This is a genomic window from Candidatus Accumulibacter cognatus (assembly GCF_000584975.1).
GTDB classification, from domain to species: domain Bacteria; phylum Pseudomonadota; class Gammaproteobacteria; order Burkholderiales; family Rhodocyclaceae; genus Accumulibacter; species Accumulibacter cognatus.
The window spans coordinates 1-16,655 of record NZ_JDST02000022.1 but is presented as its reverse complement, the minus strand read 5'-3'; the positions used below and the strand labels follow the sequence as shown (position 1 = coordinate 16,655).

14 protein-coding genes are annotated in these 16,655 nt (G+C 62.1%); 8 read left to right on the top strand and 6 right to left on the bottom strand.

Annotated elements, in window-relative coordinates:
• Window positions 1-27 precede the first annotated feature (27 nt).
• Window positions 28-1,473: a hemolysin family protein gene (locus tag AW06_RS05185; RefSeq protein ID WP_034946673.1), complete on the top strand. Its 1,446-nt coding sequence runs from the start codon at window positions 28-30 to the stop codon at window positions 1,471-1,473.
• Window positions 1,474-1,796: 323 nt separating this feature from the next.
• On the opposite strand, the gene AW06_RS05180 is transcribed toward AW06_RS05185, so the two are convergent.
• The 5 genes from AW06_RS05180 to AW06_RS05160 all read right to left on the bottom strand — a co-directional run bounded on the left by AW06_RS05180 (window position 1,797) and on the right by AW06_RS05160 (window position 8,508).
• Window positions 1,797-4,034: an arginine/lysine/ornithine decarboxylase gene (locus AW06_RS05180; protein ID WP_034946670.1), complete on the bottom strand. Its 2,238-nt coding sequence runs from the start codon at window positions 4,032-4,034 to the stop codon at window positions 1,797-1,799.
• 106 nt (window positions 4,035-4,140) lie between these two features.
• A complete protein-coding gene (locus AW06_RS05175) occupies window positions 4,141-5,838 on the bottom strand; it encodes a dCTP deaminase (RefSeq protein WP_034946666.1) in 1,698 nt (565 codons plus the stop codon).
• A 110-nt stretch (window positions 5,839-5,948) separates the two neighbouring features.
• A complete protein-coding gene (gene apbC, locus AW06_RS05170) occupies window positions 5,949-7,040 on the bottom strand; it encodes an iron-sulfur cluster carrier protein ApbC (RefSeq protein WP_034946664.1) in 1,092 nt (363 codons plus the stop codon).
• Between the two features lie 43 nt (window positions 7,041-7,083).
• A complete protein-coding gene (locus AW06_RS05165; RefSeq protein ID WP_034946749.1) occupies window positions 7,084-7,893 on the bottom strand; it encodes an inositol monophosphatase family protein in 810 nt (269 codons plus the stop codon).
• A gap of 63 nt (window positions 7,894-7,956) precedes the next feature.
• Complete coding sequence (locus tag AW06_RS05160; protein ID WP_034946661.1) at window positions 7,957-8,508, bottom strand: thioredoxin family protein; 552 nt, start codon at window positions 8,506-8,508, stop codon at window positions 7,957-7,959.
• A gap of 57 nt (window positions 8,509-8,565) precedes the next feature.
• On the opposite strand from AW06_RS05160, the gene AW06_RS05155 reads away from it, so the two are divergent.
• From AW06_RS05155 to AW06_RS05140, 4 genes are all read left to right on the top strand, one after another.
• Window positions 8,566-9,327, top strand: coding sequence for a 16S rRNA (uracil(1498)-N(3))-methyltransferase (locus AW06_RS05155; protein ID WP_034946658.1), 762 nt, complete (start codon window positions 8,566-8,568; stop codon window positions 9,325-9,327).
• Window positions 9,320-11,029 carry a polyphosphate:AMP phosphotransferase gene (gene pap, locus AW06_RS05150; protein ID WP_034946656.1) on the top strand — a complete coding sequence of 570 codons (1,710 nt, stop codon included), beginning with the start codon at window positions 9,320-9,322 and terminating at the stop codon, window positions 11,027-11,029. Before AW06_RS05155 ends, pap begins: the two co-directional genes overlap by 8 nt.
• A gap of 1 nt (window position 11,030) precedes the next feature.
• The gene (gene argA / locus AW06_RS05145) at window positions 11,031-12,350 is read left to right on the top strand and encodes an amino-acid N-acetyltransferase (protein ID WP_034946654.1); all 1,320 of its coding nucleotides are present in this window, start codon (window positions 11,031-11,033) and stop codon (window positions 12,348-12,350) included.
• A gap of 98 nt (window positions 12,351-12,448) precedes the next feature.
• Complete coding sequence (locus tag AW06_RS05140) at window positions 12,449-12,721, top strand: oxidative damage protection protein (protein WP_034946651.1); 273 nt, start codon at window positions 12,449-12,451, stop codon at window positions 12,719-12,721.
• On the opposite strand, the gene rpiA is transcribed toward AW06_RS05140, so the two are convergent.
• A complete protein-coding gene (gene rpiA, locus AW06_RS05135; RefSeq protein ID WP_138677528.1) occupies window positions 12,700-13,446 on the bottom strand; it encodes a ribose-5-phosphate isomerase RpiA in 747 nt (248 codons plus the stop codon). The two genes, AW06_RS05140 and rpiA, sit on opposite strands and share 22 nt — an antisense overlap.
• Before the next feature lie 150 nt (window positions 13,447-13,596).
• On the opposite strand from rpiA, the gene AW06_RS05130 reads away from it, so the two are divergent.
• The 3 genes from AW06_RS05130 to AW06_RS05120 all read left to right on the top strand — a co-directional run bounded on the left by AW06_RS05130 (window position 13,597) and on the right by AW06_RS05120 (window position 16,587).
• Window positions 13,597-15,165 carry an AlkA N-terminal domain-containing protein gene (locus tag AW06_RS05130; RefSeq protein ID WP_246148383.1) on the top strand — a complete coding sequence of 523 codons (1,569 nt, stop codon included), beginning with the start codon at window positions 13,597-13,599 and terminating at the stop codon, window positions 15,163-15,165.
• Window positions 15,162-15,647 carry a methylated-DNA--[protein]-cysteine S-methyltransferase gene (locus tag AW06_RS05125; RefSeq protein ID WP_034946643.1) on the top strand — a complete coding sequence of 162 codons (486 nt, stop codon included), beginning with the start codon at window positions 15,162-15,164 and terminating at the stop codon, window positions 15,645-15,647. Before AW06_RS05130 ends, AW06_RS05125 begins: the two co-directional genes overlap by 4 nt.
• Before the next feature lie 97 nt (window positions 15,648-15,744).
• Complete coding sequence (locus AW06_RS05120; protein WP_273704399.1) at window positions 15,745-16,587, top strand: DMT family transporter; 843 nt, start codon at window positions 15,745-15,747, stop codon at window positions 16,585-16,587.
• The last annotated feature ends 68 nt before the right edge of the window (window positions 16,588-16,655 follow it).

Here is a 16,655-nt window from a genome sequence, read left to right as displayed (position 1 = left end):
GACGAAAAATACAGGAGGAGCACACAGATGGAGCACCCGTATCTTTACATCAACCTTGGTCTGATCCTGGCTTTTGTTGCCGGCAATGCCTTCTTTGTCGGTTCGGAGATCGCCATCTCCTCGGCACGCCGCAGCCGTATCAAGCAGCTGGCCGAGGAAGGCGACAAGCGCGCAGCGCGGGTCGAGATGCTGCACAATGAGCCGGAACGCTTCTACTCGGTGACCCAGGTCGGCATCACGCTGGTTTCGCTCGGACTTGGCGCCGTCGGTATGGAGACCATCAGCACGCTGACGGATTCGACCTTCGTGTCGATCTTTGCCCTGTTCGGCGACAGCGAAGCACTCCTCAAGGCGGCACACACGGTCTCGTATGTCTTCGCCTTTGTCGTCATTTCGTTTCTGCATGTGGTTGCCGGCGAACTGGCGCCCAAGGTGCTGGCCTTCCACAAGGCCGAGCAGATGAGCATGGCGGTGGGCGGCATGATCAACCTTCTCTACCTCACCTTCCGGCCGCTGATCTTCATCATGAAGATGTCTTCGGACGCCTTGCTGCGGCTTTTCGGGCAGCGGAATCTCGAAGGCGAGGGTCACAGCCACTTCACGATGTCGGTCGAGGAAATCCGCATGATTCTCTCGGCGAGCGAGAAGGACGGGACGCTGGCGCCGGAGGAAACGGAGATGATCCGCGGGGTGTTCAAACTCGACGAGCACACGGTGCGCGAGGCCATGATCCCGCGCACGCGCATCCGGGCGTTGGCGCAGGAAGATACCCTGGCCGACGCCTTGCGTGTTTTTCGCGACGTGCCGCACGCGCGCTTTCCGGTGTACGACAAGAGCCTGGACCGGATCACTGGCGTGGTGGCAATCAAGGAACTGCTGACAGCGATGGCCGAGAGCCCCGGCCAGACGCTCCAGGAAGTCAGTCACCGTCCAGTCGCCGATTTCGTGCAGGCGCCGTACGTGGTTCCCAACAGCAAATTGCTGAGCGACCTGCTCAAGGACTTCAAGCGTACCCGGCAGCAGATGGCGGTGGTGATCGACGAGTATGGCGGAACCGAGGGGATCATCACGCTCGAAGACATCCTCGAGGAAATCGTGGGCGATTACGAGGACGAATTCACTCGTCAGGCGAGGCGAGTCAGGAAACTGATTGGCAGTCAGTACGAGATCGACGCCTCGATGCGGGTTTCCGACCTCGACGTCCTGCTTGATTTTCCGTTCCCGACCGATGACGATTACGTCACCCTGGCGGGACTGTTCTACAAGAAGCACGGCAGCGTACCGAAGGTCGGCGATACCGTCAAACTGGATGGCGGGCAACTGACGGTGCTCGAGATGGATAACCATCGGATCACCCTTTTGAAGTTCGAAGATACCGCCGTCGGAGAGGATGGGGTCGTGCGCCTCGTCGAAAACTCTTCGGCAGCAGATATCAATGCACCTTCCGCCGAAGAGTCGCACACAACGCGCTAGCGGCGGCTTGCCAGGGCGCCTCGCGGCGCTTCCGACACGCTGCTGCTAATGTGATAGTCGCGTCAGGGACTCACGAATCTCCCCCCCACTTGTTGCGGGGGCGCAGGCGGGGTCTCCCGGAGCACTACTCCGCGCCGCCGTAGCCGGCCCGCGATGCAGCGCGGGCCGTGGGGAGGGGTCGGGGGATGAGATGGGGAATTCGCAGAGCATGCTCTGTGCCCATCGAACGATGCTCCGCGGTATGCAAGCTGGAATGCGCCCTGCAAGGGAGGGAAACGGTCATGACTTTCATGATCGGGAGGTGCCTGGAAAAGTCATGACCGTTAGCGAACGCAATCGACCGAGTAGACTGGCTTGCCATCGACGATTGCCTTGACCAGGCCATGGACGTCGTTTTCGAAGCCAGGGAAGTGTTCGTTGAAGTCGCGCGCGAACTGCAGGTAGCGGACGATCGTGGCGTTGAAGCGCTCGCCCGGGATCAGCAGGGGAATTCCCGGTGGGTAAGGAGTCAGCAGGGTGCTGGTGATCCGTCCCTCCAGATCATCGATCGGAACGCGGTCGATCTCGCGATGCGCCATGCGGGCAAAAGCATCGGTCGGCTTCATCGCCGGCTCCATGTCCGAGAGGTACATGCGGGTGGTCAGATGCGCGACATCGTTGGCCGCGTAGATGCCGTGGATCTGCTTGCAGAGGTCTTTCAGCCCGAGCTTCTCGTAGCGCGGATTCTTGGCCAGGAACTCCGGCATCACCTTCCATAACGGCATGTTCTGGTCGTAGCCATCCTTGAACTGCTGCAGTTCGGTGACCAGCGTGTTCCAGCGACCCTTGGTGATGCCGATGGTGAACATGATGAAAAAGGAATAGAGACCACACTTCTCGACGATGATGCCGTGCTCAGCCAGGTACTTGGTGACGATTGCCGCCGGAATTCCCCAATCGGCGAAGTCTCCGTCGACATCGAGACCCGGCGTAATGACCGTCGCCTTGATTGGGTCGAGCATGTTGAAGCCTTCGGCGAGCATGCCGAAGCCGTGCCAACGTTCGCCGGGCTTGAGGATCCACGCCGAGCGGTCTGCGAGGCCTTCTCCCGAAAGGTCTTCCGGGCCCCAGACCTTGAACCACCAATCGGCCCCCCATTCCTTTTCGACCTTGCGCATGGTGCTGCGGAAGTTGAGCGCTTCGGCAATAGACTCGTCAACCAGTGCGGTGCCGCCGGGAGCCTCCATCATCGCTGCCGCGACGTCGCAGGAGGCGATGATCGCGTACTGCGGCGAGGTCGAGGTGTGCATCAGGTAAGCTTCGTTGAAGACATCGCGGTCGAGCCTGCGCCCTTCGGAATCCTGAACGAGAATCTGCGAGGCTTGCGAGAGACCGGCCAGCAGCTTGTGCGTCGACTGCGTCGAAAAAATCACCGCATCCTTGCAGCGCGGGCGGTCGGCGCCGATGGCATGGTAATCGCCGTAGAAATCGTGAAAAGCCGCGTGTGGCAGCCAGGCCTCGTCGAAGTGCAGGGTATCGATCACGCCATCGAGCATTTCCTTGATTTCTTCGACGTTGTAGAGAATCCCGTCGTAGGTACTCTGGGTGATGGTGAGTACGCGCGGTCTGGCGGCGACCGCGCGCGCGAAAGGATGCGCCGCAATCTTCTTCTGGATGTTCGCCCAGCGGAACTCTTCTTTCGGGATCGGCCCGATGATCCCATAGTGGTTGCGGGTCGGCATCAGGAAAACGGGGATGGCGCCGGTCATGATGATCGAATGGAGTATCGATTTGTGACAATTCCGATCGACGACGACGACATCGCCCGGCGCGACGGTCGAATGCCAGACGATCTTGTTCGAGGTCGAGGTGCCGTTGGTGACGAAGAAAAGGTGATCGGCATTGAAGATGCGGGCCGCGTTGCGCTCCGAGGCAGCAACCGGGCCGGTATGGTCGAGTAGCTGGCCAAGTTCCTCGACGGCATTGCAGACATCGGCGCGCAGCATGTTCTCGCCGAAGAACTGGTGGAACATTCGCCCGACCGGACTCTTCAGGAAAGCGACGCCGCCCGAGTGACCGGGGCAGTGCCACGAATACGACCCATCCTCGGCATAGTGTGTCAGGGCGCGGAAGAAGGGCGGCGCCAGGCTTTCCAGGTAGGCTTTGGCCTCGCGCACCACATACCGGCCGATGAATTCGGCGGTATCCTCGAACATGTGGATGAAGCCATGCAACTCTCGTAGCACGTCGTTCGGGATGTGGCGCGAAGTACGCGTCTCGCCGTACAGGAAGATCGGGATATCCTCGTTGCGACAGCGAATTTCCTTGACGAAGGCGCGCAGGCTGCCGACGGTCTGGTCGGCCTTGCCGTTCCTGAAGTCTTCGTCGTCGATGGACAGGATGAAGGCCGAGGCGCGGCTCTGTTGCTGAGCAAACGAAGTCAGGTCACCATAGCTGGTCACTCCAAAGACTTCAAAACCCTTCTTCTCGATCGCCTTGGCCAGCGCGCGAATCCCGAGCCCGCCGGTGTTTTCCGAACGGTAGTCCTTATCGATGACGATGACCGGAAAATTGAAATGCATTCAGGGATCCCGTATCAAGAGTGAGAGGGCGGGAGTGCGGCGACCCACGCAGCGTACTTGATTTGCCTGCCTCGGTACCTGGTAAGGGTGTGGCCTCGCATGCCCATCAGATCTTCGGCAAGGTCACGCCCATCTGGCCCTGATACTTGCCGCCACGATCCTTGTACGATGTTTCACATTCCTCGTCGGATTCGAAGAACAGAACCTGCGCGATGCCTTCATTGGCGTAAATCTTGGCGGGCAGAGGTGTCGTATTCGAGAACTCGAGCGTCACATGACCTTCCCACTCCGGTTCAAAGGGCGTGACGTTCACGATGATGCCGCAGTTGCTGACGAATATCCCGGAGGCAAGGGCAAAGTTTCCAGCTTCAGGCACGGTCAGGCAATAGACGTCGTGGTCTCCTGCCAATTCCCGGATACCGGCAACCTTGTGGTTATACGGTGTTTGTCCCCGAAACGCGGCGAGAACCTCCGGGAAGCGATGGAATACCGATCGGTCACATTTCAGAAGACGTGCGGCGCCACGGATCGAACCGGTGCTGTCGAGTGCCCAACGTACCCGGTCCGCGTTGATCTCCCCACGCCGATTGATGTCCCGCGCGACTTCCGCCTGGCGTTGTCGGCGTTCGCCTGTGTCTCTTGCCCAAGCTTCGCGCGAACTGTTTCCCTGTGCTTGCCTGGCATGTGGATCCGAATAGTGTCGTACCATGGACTCCCGCTGCTGGCGACGGCGCTCCTCGGTCCAGTTTTCCGATTGCTTTTCACGCAAGCGCGCGCGCGCCTGTGTGTACCTTTCGTCGCTCCAGAATTGTCTGGCGCGCTCGCGCTGGACCTTTGAGAAGTGTTCAATCCACCCCGGCCTGCTGCTTCGTAAGCACTCGAAGGCTTCCCGAATTGCCAAGCTGTGCTCGTCTGGGTCGAAGTCTGCCCCGTAGCCTTTGGCATTGTGCATGCGGATATGCTCGGCGGCCGGCATGCGCCCGATATTCCACGGAGAGTTGTTGAGGCGGTCGAAGTCCTTGTGGTGCCGGTGCGTAGCCAGGATGTCTTCATAGATACCATGCCGAATATTCCATTCATCAGCAAGGCGGTGAGTGGGGTAGAGATGGCCATTCAAGGGTTGATAGACAGCTTCGTAACCACGCACCAAGCGGCGATAGAGGGGCATCAAGGAATCGTTCGGACGCAACTGACACGCGGGAATGAGCCTGCCATCGCGCAGGACAAATTCGTGGTCGGGCGTGCAGTGGATGACCGTTCGATTGTCGAGGGTGATTTCCAGCAATGAATCCCGTCCGATGAAGCGAGGTGCTTCGAGCATTGCTGCGCCAATCCTGCCGAACTGGCCGATCCCATAGCCCCAGAACAACTCACCGTCTTCCGCTCGGCGGGCCATCTCCTCCAGGGTTGGTGCCGTGCCGTCGAGCAGGGCTACGCGGGTATCGCCGCGGAAGCAACGGGCATAAGTACTTTTCCCGAGGCAGACCGTCAGGACGCTGCGCGGAATGCGGAAATACTCGATGGTGCGCGCCAGGGCGAAGGAATTCGGAGGAATGATGCAGAAATCGTTCTTGACCTCGACGAACGAATTCGGATCGAAGTTCTTCGGGTCAACGATCGTCGAGTTCAGATTGGTGAACAGCTTGAATTCGTTCGAACAGCGAATGTCGTAGCCGTAGCTGGAAGTGCCGTAGGAAACGATGCGGCGGCCATCGATCTCGCGCACCTGATTCGGCTCGAAAGGGTCGATCATGCCGTACTCTGCCGCCATGCGGCGGATCCACCTATCCGATTTGATTGACATTGCCGGTCATCCGAACACCGCTTGCGCAGGAAAGGCATCCATTCTACGGTGTCCGGGCCAGGGAAGGAACTATCCGGTACGTCGTCGAGAGCGAGAGGCAGCCGCCTGTCTCAAGTGTTCTGGACGACGATGCTCGGAAACTTGGCACTCATGTCCCTGGCACGCTCGGCAACCTTGATCGCCAGACGGCGAGCAATCGTCCGATAAATCTCGGCGGCGCGCGATTCCGGTGCGCCGATCACCGTCGGCTTGCCGGAGTCGGTCAGTTGGCGAATCGAGAGTTCCAGTGGCAGGGCACCGAGGAACTCGGTGTCGTAATCCCGGCACATCTGCTCGCCGCCGCCCTGGCCGAAAATGTATTCCTCGTGGCCACACTTCGTGCAGATGTGGATGCTCATGTTTTCCACCAAGCCGAGAATCGGGATGCCGACCTTCTCGAACATCTTCAGTCCCTTGCGCGCGTCGATCAGGGCGATGTCCTGCGGGGTGGTGACGATGACCGCGCCGGTGACCGGTACCTTCTGCGCCAGCGTCAGCTGCGTGTCGCCGGTTCCGGGGGGCATGTCAACCACCAGATAATCGACATCCTGCCAGTTGGTCTGCTTGAGCAATTGCTCGAGCGCCTGGGTGACCATCGGCCCACGCCAGACCATCGGTGAATCGATGTCGATCATGAAACCGATCGACATCGCCTGCAGGCCATGCGCCTGTAGCGGGTCCATCGACGTACCATCCTGCGATTCCGGTTTCTGACCGACCAGGCCCAGCATCTGCGGCTGCGAAGGCCCATAGATATCGGCGTCGAGCAGACCCACAGTGGCCCCTTCCTGGACCAGCGCCAGGGCCAGATTCACCGCCGTCGTGCTCTTCCCGACGCCCCCCTTGCCGGAGGCGATGGCGATGATGTTCTTGACACCGGGCAGTGGCTTCAGGCCGCGCTGGACAGTGTGGGCGACGATCCTGACAGTGACATTGACGCTGACATTACCGATTCCGGGGAGGTCCCGGAGTTTCGTGATCACCGCGCGACGGATGTCGTCAAGCTGGGTTCTTGCCGGATAGCCCAGTTCGATATCGAGCGAGAGGTCGGCGCCATCGATCCTGATGTTCCTGACGGAACGTGTCGAGACATAATCCTTTTGGGTATTGGGATCGATCAATTCCTTGAGTGCCGCCTGTACGGCTTCAGTCGTTACTGCCATGGTGAAAAGCTCCTGTAGTGGATAGCTGCGTCATCTAGTTTGGTCAGACGCTTTCCGGCTGGCGAGACTGTCGAACCCAGTCCCGCCAGGCAGCAAAAACGGCCGGGTGCAAGGCCGCGATGACCGGGCGCCGCCAGACGTCATCGGCGTCGTAGTCATCCTCTGTCAGGGTGCACATCTGGCCGCCGGCCTCGCGCAGGATCAGGCTGCCGGCGGCGTAATCCCAGAGCATCTGGCCACCGTGCAGGTAGAGGTCGAGTCGGCCCGCGGCGAGGTTGCACCAGTCGAGCGTCGAACTGCCGTAATTGCGCTGCGAGTAGAAAGGCGGGCTGACGGCGATTCGGTCAGCCAGCGGCTTCGGGATCCGTTTGAAATCGACGCCGCCGACGGCACGGCGGATATCCGCGGTCACCTGGCGCAAGGGCAGGCGGCGGCCATTGAGGTAGGCGCCATTGCCTTCGCGGGCATAGAACATTTCGTCGGTGATCGGGTTGTAGGTCACCGCCAGGCGTGCTCGCCGCGCACTCATCCAGGCGATGGAAATGGCAAAGCAGGGCAGCCCGTTGATGAAATTGGTGGTGCCGTCAATCGGGTCGATACACCACAGACCGTGTTCGTCGGTGCTGCCCTCGTGCCAGCCGGCGCGTTGCATTGCCGGGGACATTTCTTCACCGATGATCGGGCAGGCAAGGATCTCGGTCAGGCGCCCGACAAGAAACTGCTGCGCCGCGAGATCGGCTTCCGAGCACAGTGAACCGTCGTCCTTGCGTTCTCCATGGCTGACCCGCAGGAAGCGCGGAGTGATTTCTCGCTGCGCAACCTCGCGGACCACCGCGATGCTGGCGTCGAGCATGCGCTTCAGATGGGCGTCAGTGATCGCCGGCGTACCCGCGCCTTCTTCGTTGCGCATTCTGGATCAGTCGCGCCACTTGATCGAGCAACCCATGCTGGCGGTCTGCTCGTGTGGGCCACAACCGGTTTCGGCGACCAGGCGCATGGCTTCGACCAGCTCGCGTCGGGCATCGGGGGGAGCCGGCATGCGGCCGCTGGCGTCGAGACGTCCGCGGTACTGTAATTGCAGGTCGCGGTTGAAGCCGAAGAAGTCCGGCGTACACACCGCACCGTAACGGCGTGCCACCCCCTGGGTGGAGTCATGCAGATAAGGAAACGAAAAATTCAGATCCCGGGCCACGCGTTGCATGTTTTCAACGGAGTCCTCGGGGTATTCGGCCGGATCGTTGCTCATGATGGCCGCGACGCCGATCCCCTGGGCCTGCAGTTCGCGCGCGTCGCGGCAAATGCGGTCGATGATCGCCTTGACATAGGGGCAGTGGTTACAGATAAACATCAGCAACAGGCCATTCGGTCCGCGCAGGCTGGCGAGCGTCTGCCGGGAACCGTGGGTATCCTCGAGCTCGAAGTCAGGCGCTTGCCAGCCAAAGTCACAAACAGGGGTATTGAGCGCCATACAGGGGGCTGCCTCCAAACAACGACCATCAAGCAAGGAAACTCTTATAATACCACGGTGAATGGTCCCCGCTTTCATTGCCCGATGCCGCTGGTGGCCGGCGCGTGCGTCGATTTGCCTGAACGGGTAGCGCAGCATGCGATCAGGGTCTTGCGCCTGCGCACTGGCGATGACTTGACCCTCTTCAATGGTGCCGGCGGGGAATATCCTGCCCGGATCGTTGGCATTGAACGGGCGCGGGTCAGCGTCGATGTCCTGGAGTGGGTCGGCCACGAGCGTGAATCGCCCTTGTCGGTCACCTTGGTGCAGGCGTTGCAGGCCAGCGAAAAAATGGACTGGACGGTACAGAAGGCCGTCGAGCTGGGTGTCCGGCGCATCGTTCCGGTCGTTTCGAAACGCAGTGTGCTGCGCCTCGAAGGCGAACGCGCATTACGCCGGCTTGAGCACTGGCGCGGCGTCGCAGCCGCAGCCTGCGAACAATGCGGGCGCAACCGGCTGCCGGAAGTGACGGTTCCGGAAAGCCTTGAACACTGGCTGGCCCGGGAACCCGCGGCAGGTGTCCTTCGCCTCCTGCTGGCGCCAGGCGCGCGGCGTTCACTGGCCACGTTGCCGGGACCGCCGGCGGGTGGGTGGGTTGAGCTGTTGATCGGTGCCGAGGGCGGTCTCACGCCCGAGGAAGCGCAGTTGGCGTCCCTGACCGGTTTTTTGCCGGTGCATTTTGGGCCGCGCATCCTGCGTACCGAAACCGCTGGTCTGGCTGCTCTGGCAGCAATCCAGTTTTTATGGGGTGACTTGAAAGAGGAGACGACGGATGTTTGAATCAGCAGAGTTGGGACACAAGATCGACAAGGAAACGTTCAAGGCAGAGGAGCCCAAGCTGCGCGCGGCGCTGCTCGAAACGCAGCAACTGCTGCGCGAGAACGGCAGCTTTCCGGTAATCATCCTGATCAGCGGCGTCGACGGGTCCGGAAAAGGGGAAACCATCAACGTTCTCTACGAATGGATGGATCCCCGTTACCTGTCGACACACGCTTTTTATGCGCCGACTGCCGAAGAGCGCGCTCACCCCTCGATGTGGCGTTACTGGCGGGCGCTACCACCTAAAGGGCGAATGGGGATCTTCGCCGGTTCATGGTATTCGCATCCAATCGCCGAGCGGATTAGCAACGACCTGTCGCGATCCGATTTCGATCAGCGCATGGACCAGCTCAACCGCTTCGAGGCGATGTTGGTCAACGAGGGTGCGCTGGTGCTCAAGTTTTGGATACACCTTTCCAAGGACGCGCAGCGCGAGCGCCTGAAGGCGATCGAGGCAAACCCGCTGACCCGCTGGCGGGTCACCAAGACCAGCTGGGATCGCCTGAAGACCTACGACAAGATGCAGGAAGTAGCCGGCCACCTGTTGCGCACGACGAATACCCCCTGGGCGCCGTGGATCATCGTCGAGGGAACCGACGATCGTTATCGTTCGCTGACCGTTGGCAAGACGATTCTCGATTCGGTGCAGAAGCGACTGGCTGACAAGCGCGACCAGAATTCGCCGGTGGCCCCGCCCTTCTCGCCACGGATCGACCGTCTCGACGTGCTGAGTTCGCTGGACATGACGCAAAGCCTGACGAAAAAGGTGTACGAGACCGAGCTGGCGACCTGGCAGGGGCGTCTGGCAGAGCTGATGCGCCACCCCGAGTTCAAAAAGCGGGCCCTGATCCTCGCCTTTGAAGGTTCGGACGCGGCCGGCAAGGGCGGTGCCATCCGGCGGGTGATGTCGGCGATGGATGCACGCCAGTATCAGATCATCCCGATTGCTGCTCCGACCGAAGAGGAGCGTGTCCAACCCTATCTGTGGCGATTCTGGCGGCACATGCCGCGGCTCGGACGCGTGGTCATATTTGACCGCACCTGGTATGGGCGCGTGCTTGTCGAACGGGTCGAGAGATTCTGCAGCGAGGCAGACTGGTTGCGTGCCTATTCCGAGATCAACGATTTCGAGCATGACCTCTGGCATGCTGGCGGAATCGTCATCAAGTTCTGGCTGCAGATCAGCGACGATGAGCAGCTCAAACGCTTCGATGAACGCGCCAAGGTCGAGCACAAGCGCTTCAAGATTACCGAGGAAGACTGGCGCAACCGCGAGAAGGCCGGGGCCTACCATGAAGCGGTCTGCGACATGATCGATCGCACCAGTTCCGGCACCGCGCCGTGGACGATCGTCGAATCCAACGACAAGTTGTTTGCCCGGATCAAGGTTCTGCGGACGATCTGCGAGCGTCTGGAGAAAGAACTCAAGGTCGAGCCGATGAAAGAGCCCAGGGTCCTGGTTGCAAAAGCGCCCAAGACCGAGGTGACGAAGGAAGCAGACGCCAGGGAAGTCAAGGAAGAGCACGAACACGCGTCGAAGTCCGAGCAGGCCAAGCAGTCAAAAACCCGACCGGCGCACGCGTCGAGAGCCGGGAAGGCGAGGTCTGCCAAAGAGGCGAAAGCTGTCGTCGAGACCGAGGACAAGGACAGACCTGCCGTTTGAAATGTCCAAGGACTTGAGCGCTGGCCAGTTCGTCGCCTGGTTCCGATCGGTTGCGCCGTACGTCAATCTCTTTCGCGGCAAGACCTTTCTCATCGCCTTCGGCGGCAAGGCGATCGCCGGACAACTGGCACGTACGCTGGCCTATGACGTGAATCTGCTGGCCGCGCTCGGTGTGCGCCTGGTACTGGTGCACGGCGCACGGCCGCAGATCGAGAAGTTGATGCGCGAGCGTGGCCTGCAGTCGGTCTACCATGGCAACTATCGCATTACCGATGCCAAGGCGATCGCCTGCGTGATCGACGCGGTGGGCAGCATCTATGTCGAAATCGAGGCCCTGCTTTCGCAGGGTCTTGCCGATACGCCCATGGCCAACAGCACGATTCGCGTCGTTGGCGGCAATTTCATTACCGCCAAGCCGGTCGGGGTCGTCGATGGCGTCGATCTGCAATACTCGGGGCAGGTGCGCAAGCTCGACGCCGAGGGCATCCGTGCGCAGCTCGGCCTGGGCAACATCGTCCTGCTTTCGTGCATCGGTTCGAGCCCGACCGGGGAAATCTTCAACCTGGCGATGGAGGAGGTGGCCGAGGCGGTGGCCACCTCGCTGCTTGTCGACAAGCTGATCTTTCTGAGCGATAGCCGAGGCGCCACCGATATCGACGGCGCCCTGCTCGATGAACTGACCGTCGAGGCCGCCGAAAGGCTGATCAGTCTCGGCGACTGGTTGTCGACCGACCTCAAGCGCTACCTTCCCTGCGCGGTCCGGGCCAGCCGGGCCGGCGTCGGGCGCGTGCACCTGATCGGTTACGACGAGGATGGCACGCTGCTGCGTGAACTCTTCACGCACGACGGCGTGGGCACGGTGATCACCCAGAAATCGCTAGAGCAGATGCATGACGCCGGGCCAGACGATATCGGCGGCCTGGTGGCGCTGATCGAGCCCCTCGAAGAGGATGGCACACTGGTACGTCGCTCGCGCGAGTTGCTCGAACGCGAGATCACACGATTCTCGGTGGTTGAACACGACGGCGTGATTGTCGGCTGTGCCGCGCTATACCCCTACGGCGAGGACCAGGCCGAACTGGCCTGCCTGGCCGTGCATCCGCACTATCGTCGCTGGGGCTATGGTGCGCTGCTGATGAAGCGGATCGAGACGCAAGCGCGTGCAGCCGGCGTCAAGCGTCTGTTTGTCCTCACCACGGCGACTTCGCAGTGGTTCAAGGAACGCGGTTTCAGCGTCCGCCCGATTGACGAGTTACCGGCCGAAAAGCGGCTGGTGTATAACCTGCAACGCCGCTCGATCGTATTGATGAAGGAACTGTAAGGCTGCCGGCAGCGGGTCGGATTCGTGAGGCGCTGCAGCGACTTTCACATTCGGGTTCGCCTCGGCGGAATTTCCCAAGAAGTTAAGGAGTGTTTTGAATGGCAAGAATGGTCAATTGTGTCAAGCTCGGTCGCGAGGCTGAAGGTCTTGATTTTCCCCCGGTTCCCGGTGAGCTGGGCAAGCGGATTTATGAATCGGTCGCCAAGGAAGCATGGCAGCAATGGGTGCGCATGCAGACCATGATCATCAACGAGAACCGCCTCAACCTGGCCGATGCCGCGCATCGCAAATATCTGACCGAGCAGATGGAGCGGCATTTCTTCGGTAGCGGCGCCGACAAGGTGCAGGGCTACGTGCCGCCTCGCGCCTGAGAGGTCGCGCTGCTTGACGGCGGCTGAACAGCCGCCGGCCCGTGCGCTTCGGTTTCGACCGTTCGGTCGGCGGTCAGCATCTTCACTCCGGCAGCCGTACCGAGCAGGCAGATATCCGCCGGACGACGGGCGAACAGGCCGTTGCTGACCACGCCGACGATCTGGTTGATGCGGCTTTCCAGTTCAACCGGGTCGGCCATCACGAGTCCGCCGAGGTCCAGGATCAGGTTGCCGTTGTCGGTCACGAAACCTTCGCGCAGTTGCGGTTTGCCACCGATCCGGGCGAGTTCGCGTCGGACATGGCCAAGCGCCATCGGGATGACCTCGACGGGCAGCGGGAAAGCGCCAAGTACCGGCACCAGTTTCGAGGCATCGGCGATACAGACGAATTTTTGTGCCACGGCAGCGACGATCTTCTCGCGCGTCAGAGCGCCACCCCCGCCCTTGATCATCTGCATCGCCGTGTTGATCTCGTCGGCGCCGTCCACGTAGACCGGCAGGTAGGCCACGTCGTTGAGTTCGAAGACGACGATGCCGTGGCCTTCCAGTCGCTTTCTCGTCGCCTCCGAACTTGCCACCGCTCCCCGGATCCGGTCCCGAATCCGGGCCAGCTCATCGATGAAGCAGTTGGCGGTCGAGCCCGTGCCGACGCCGACGATTTCTCCCTCGATCACCTGCGCGATCGCCGCGCGAGCGACGGCTTTCTTGAGTTCATCCTGAGTCATGGCGGTCCCTGCTGGAGAAAGTTGGAGGCTGCCATTGTATCGAAGTGACGGCCTGCCCGGCCTGCCCGTTGCACGCAGTCTGTTCCGACCGGGTAATTGAATGTCCGAAAACGGCCAGCTCTGTCGAACGCTTGCCGCTAGACTGGCAGCATGCCTGAAGCCAACGACCCTCCCGTAACGATGCCAGCCCCTGCTGGCCGGTTCACCCCGGCTGCCTGCTACCAGGCAATGAAGGCGCATGACATACGCTTCGATGGCCGATTCTTTGTCGGCGTTTCCTCGACGCGCATCTATTGCCGGCCGATCTGCCGGGTGAAGTTGCCGCGCTTCGAGAATTGCAGTTTCTACGTCAGCGCAGCGGCCGCTGAAGCAGCCGGCTATCGGCCTTGTCTGAAGTGCCGGCCGGAACTCGCGCCCGGATTCGCCGCCAGCGAGGCGAGTGCGAAGCTGGCACAGACCGCGGCGCGCTTCATCGAAGACGCCATCGCGGGGATCGGTGGAGCAGCCAAGTGCGATGCGGATCACCCTTTGAGCGCCATTGCCGCGCGCGTCGGAGTGAGCGATCGGCACTTGCGGCGGATTTTTCAGGCCGAGTTCGGCGTGTCGCCGGTGCAGTATGCGCAAACGCATCGCCTGCTGCTGGCCAAGCGATTGCTGACCGATACGGCCTTGCCGGTTGCCGAGGTGGCTTTCGCCAGCGGTTTTTCCAGTGTCCGACGCATGAATGCGCTGTTTTCGGAGCGCTATGGATTTGCGCCGACGCGCTTGCGTCACATCCTGGCCGAGGCGGGTGGGGCGAGCGCGGCCGTCGCCGAAAATGCGCGCTGCTTCACCTTCAGCCTGGCGTATCGCGCCCCCTTGGACTGGCCGGCGCTGCTCGCCTTTCTTGAGCAGCGCGCCATCGCGGGCGTCGAGGCCGTCAGCGACGGCAGGTATCGACGCATCCTGCGTCATGTGCGAAGCCGCGATGGGCAGGCCATCTGCAGTTGGCTGCAAGTGGCCGACCAGGCACACAGGAATGCGCTGCAAGTGACGCTGTCGCCCGCCTTCGCGCCGGTGATCGCAGGTGTGCTGAGCCAGGTCAGACGCGTCTTCGATGTGCACGCCGACCCCTGGGAAATCGGCGCGGCGCTCGGCCGGCTCGCGCAGGGATCGCGCGGCCTGCGCCTGCCTGGGGCCTTCGATGGCTTCGAACTCGCGGTGCGAGCCGTCCTCGGGCAGCAGATCACGGTCGCCGCGGCACGCACGCTGGCGACGCGCTTCGTGGCCGCTTTCGCCGAGCCGATCGAATTCGAGGTCACGCCACCCTTCACCGACCTGAGTGTGGCTTTTCCCACGGCCAGTCGGGTGGCGGCGCTGATGCCGGCCGAACTCATCCGCCTGGGCATCGTGGCCGCGCGTGCGCAGGCGCTGATTGCCCTGGCGCAAAAGATGGTCGCCGGTGAACTCGACCTGTCGCCCGCCGCGAACCTCGAGTCGAGCTGCGCCGCCTTGCAATCGATCAAGGGCATCGGCCCGTGGACGGCGCACTACATCGCGATGCGGGCGCTGTCCTGGCCGGATGCGTGGCCGCCGCACGATGCCGGATTGCTCAAGGCGCTCGGCCTGCCGAACACCGCCCGCGGCTGGCGCGCAGCCGAAGCGATCGCCGAGCCGTGGCGACCCTGGCGCAGCTATGCGCTGATGCACCTGTGGAACTCTCGGGAGAAAACCGCATGACGACTCATTCGACGCATTTCGACTCGCCGGTCGGCCGCCTGCTGGCCCTGGCCGCCAACGACGCGATCATTGCCCTGCATATCCTGGGCGGCAAGCATCCGCCAGTGCCCGCCGAGCCCTGGCTCGATTCGCCTCGACTGCCGGTGTTCCTGCAGTTGCGGCAGGAACTGAGCGAATACTTCGCCGGTCAGCGACGAAGGTTCGAGCTCAGACTGGCGCCCGCGGGGAGCGACTTCCAGCAAGCGGCATGGCTCGCGCTGACCCGGATTCCGTACGGACAGACGCGCAGCTATGGCCAGCAGGCGGCAGCGATCGGCAGACCGGCGGCGGTTCGCGCGGTCGCTGCCGCCAACGGCCGCAACCCGATCGCCATCGTCGTACCGTGTCACCGCGTGATCGCGGCGAACGGCGCCTTGACGGGTTACGCCGGCGGGCTGCACAACAAGGCATGGCTGTTGCGACTCGAAGAGGGCGCCGCTTGATCGCGCCCCTGACCCGCCGCAGCCTGCGTGTCGGCGCGGCCACCGCGGGGAGGCAACCCTGAAAACCCGTGACCTCGGCGATTTCGTCCTGCTCGCCATGCTCTGGGGCGCCTCGTTTCTGTTCATGCGCGTCGGCGCACCACAGTTCGGTCCGATTGCCCTGATCGGCCTGCGGGTGGCGATTGCGGCGCTGTGCTTGTGGCCCTTGTGGCTGGCCAGTTCGGAGGCGGCCTCGCTGCGTCGCCATGCGTTGCCGATGGCGACGGTCGGAATCTGCAACTCGGCCTTACCTTTCGTTCTTCTGGCCTATGCGTCGCTTTCCCTGACCGCCGGGTTCACCGCCCTGATCAATGCGACGGTGCCCTTGTGGGCCGCGCTCGTCGGCATGCTCTGGCTGCGTGACCGCCTGACGCCGAGGCAGTGGATCGGCCTGCTGCTCGGCGTCATCGGCATGGCGGTGCTGACCTGGGGGAAAGTGACTTTCCGGGAGGGCGGCAGCGCTCTGGCGATCATGGCCGGATTGCTCGCGACACTGTCCTACGGTTTTTCCAGTCACTTCGCCAGGCAAACGCTGGCCGGCGTCGCGCCGCTGGCCATCGCCACCGGCAGTCAGACCTGTGCAGCCATCGCACTGGCACCGCTGACCCTGGCCTTCTGGCCGACGGCGACCCCGTCGGGATACGCCTGGCTGGCGCTGATCCTGCTGGCGACGCTTTCGACGGCGCTGGCCTACATCCTGTATTTCCGGCTGATTGCCCATCTGGGCGGACAGCGGGCGTCGACGGTCACCTTCCTGATTCCGGTGTTTGCGGCTGGCTGGGGCGGAATCTTCCTCGGCGAAGTCGTGACGCCGCCGATGCTGCTTGGCGGGGCCATCATCCTGGTCGGTACGGCGCTGACCCTGGGGATTGCACGAACTTCCCGACGCCAACGGTCATGACTTTTCCAGGCACCCCCGATCATGAAAGTCATGACCGTTTCCCCCTCCCCCCCGACCCCTCCCACGGC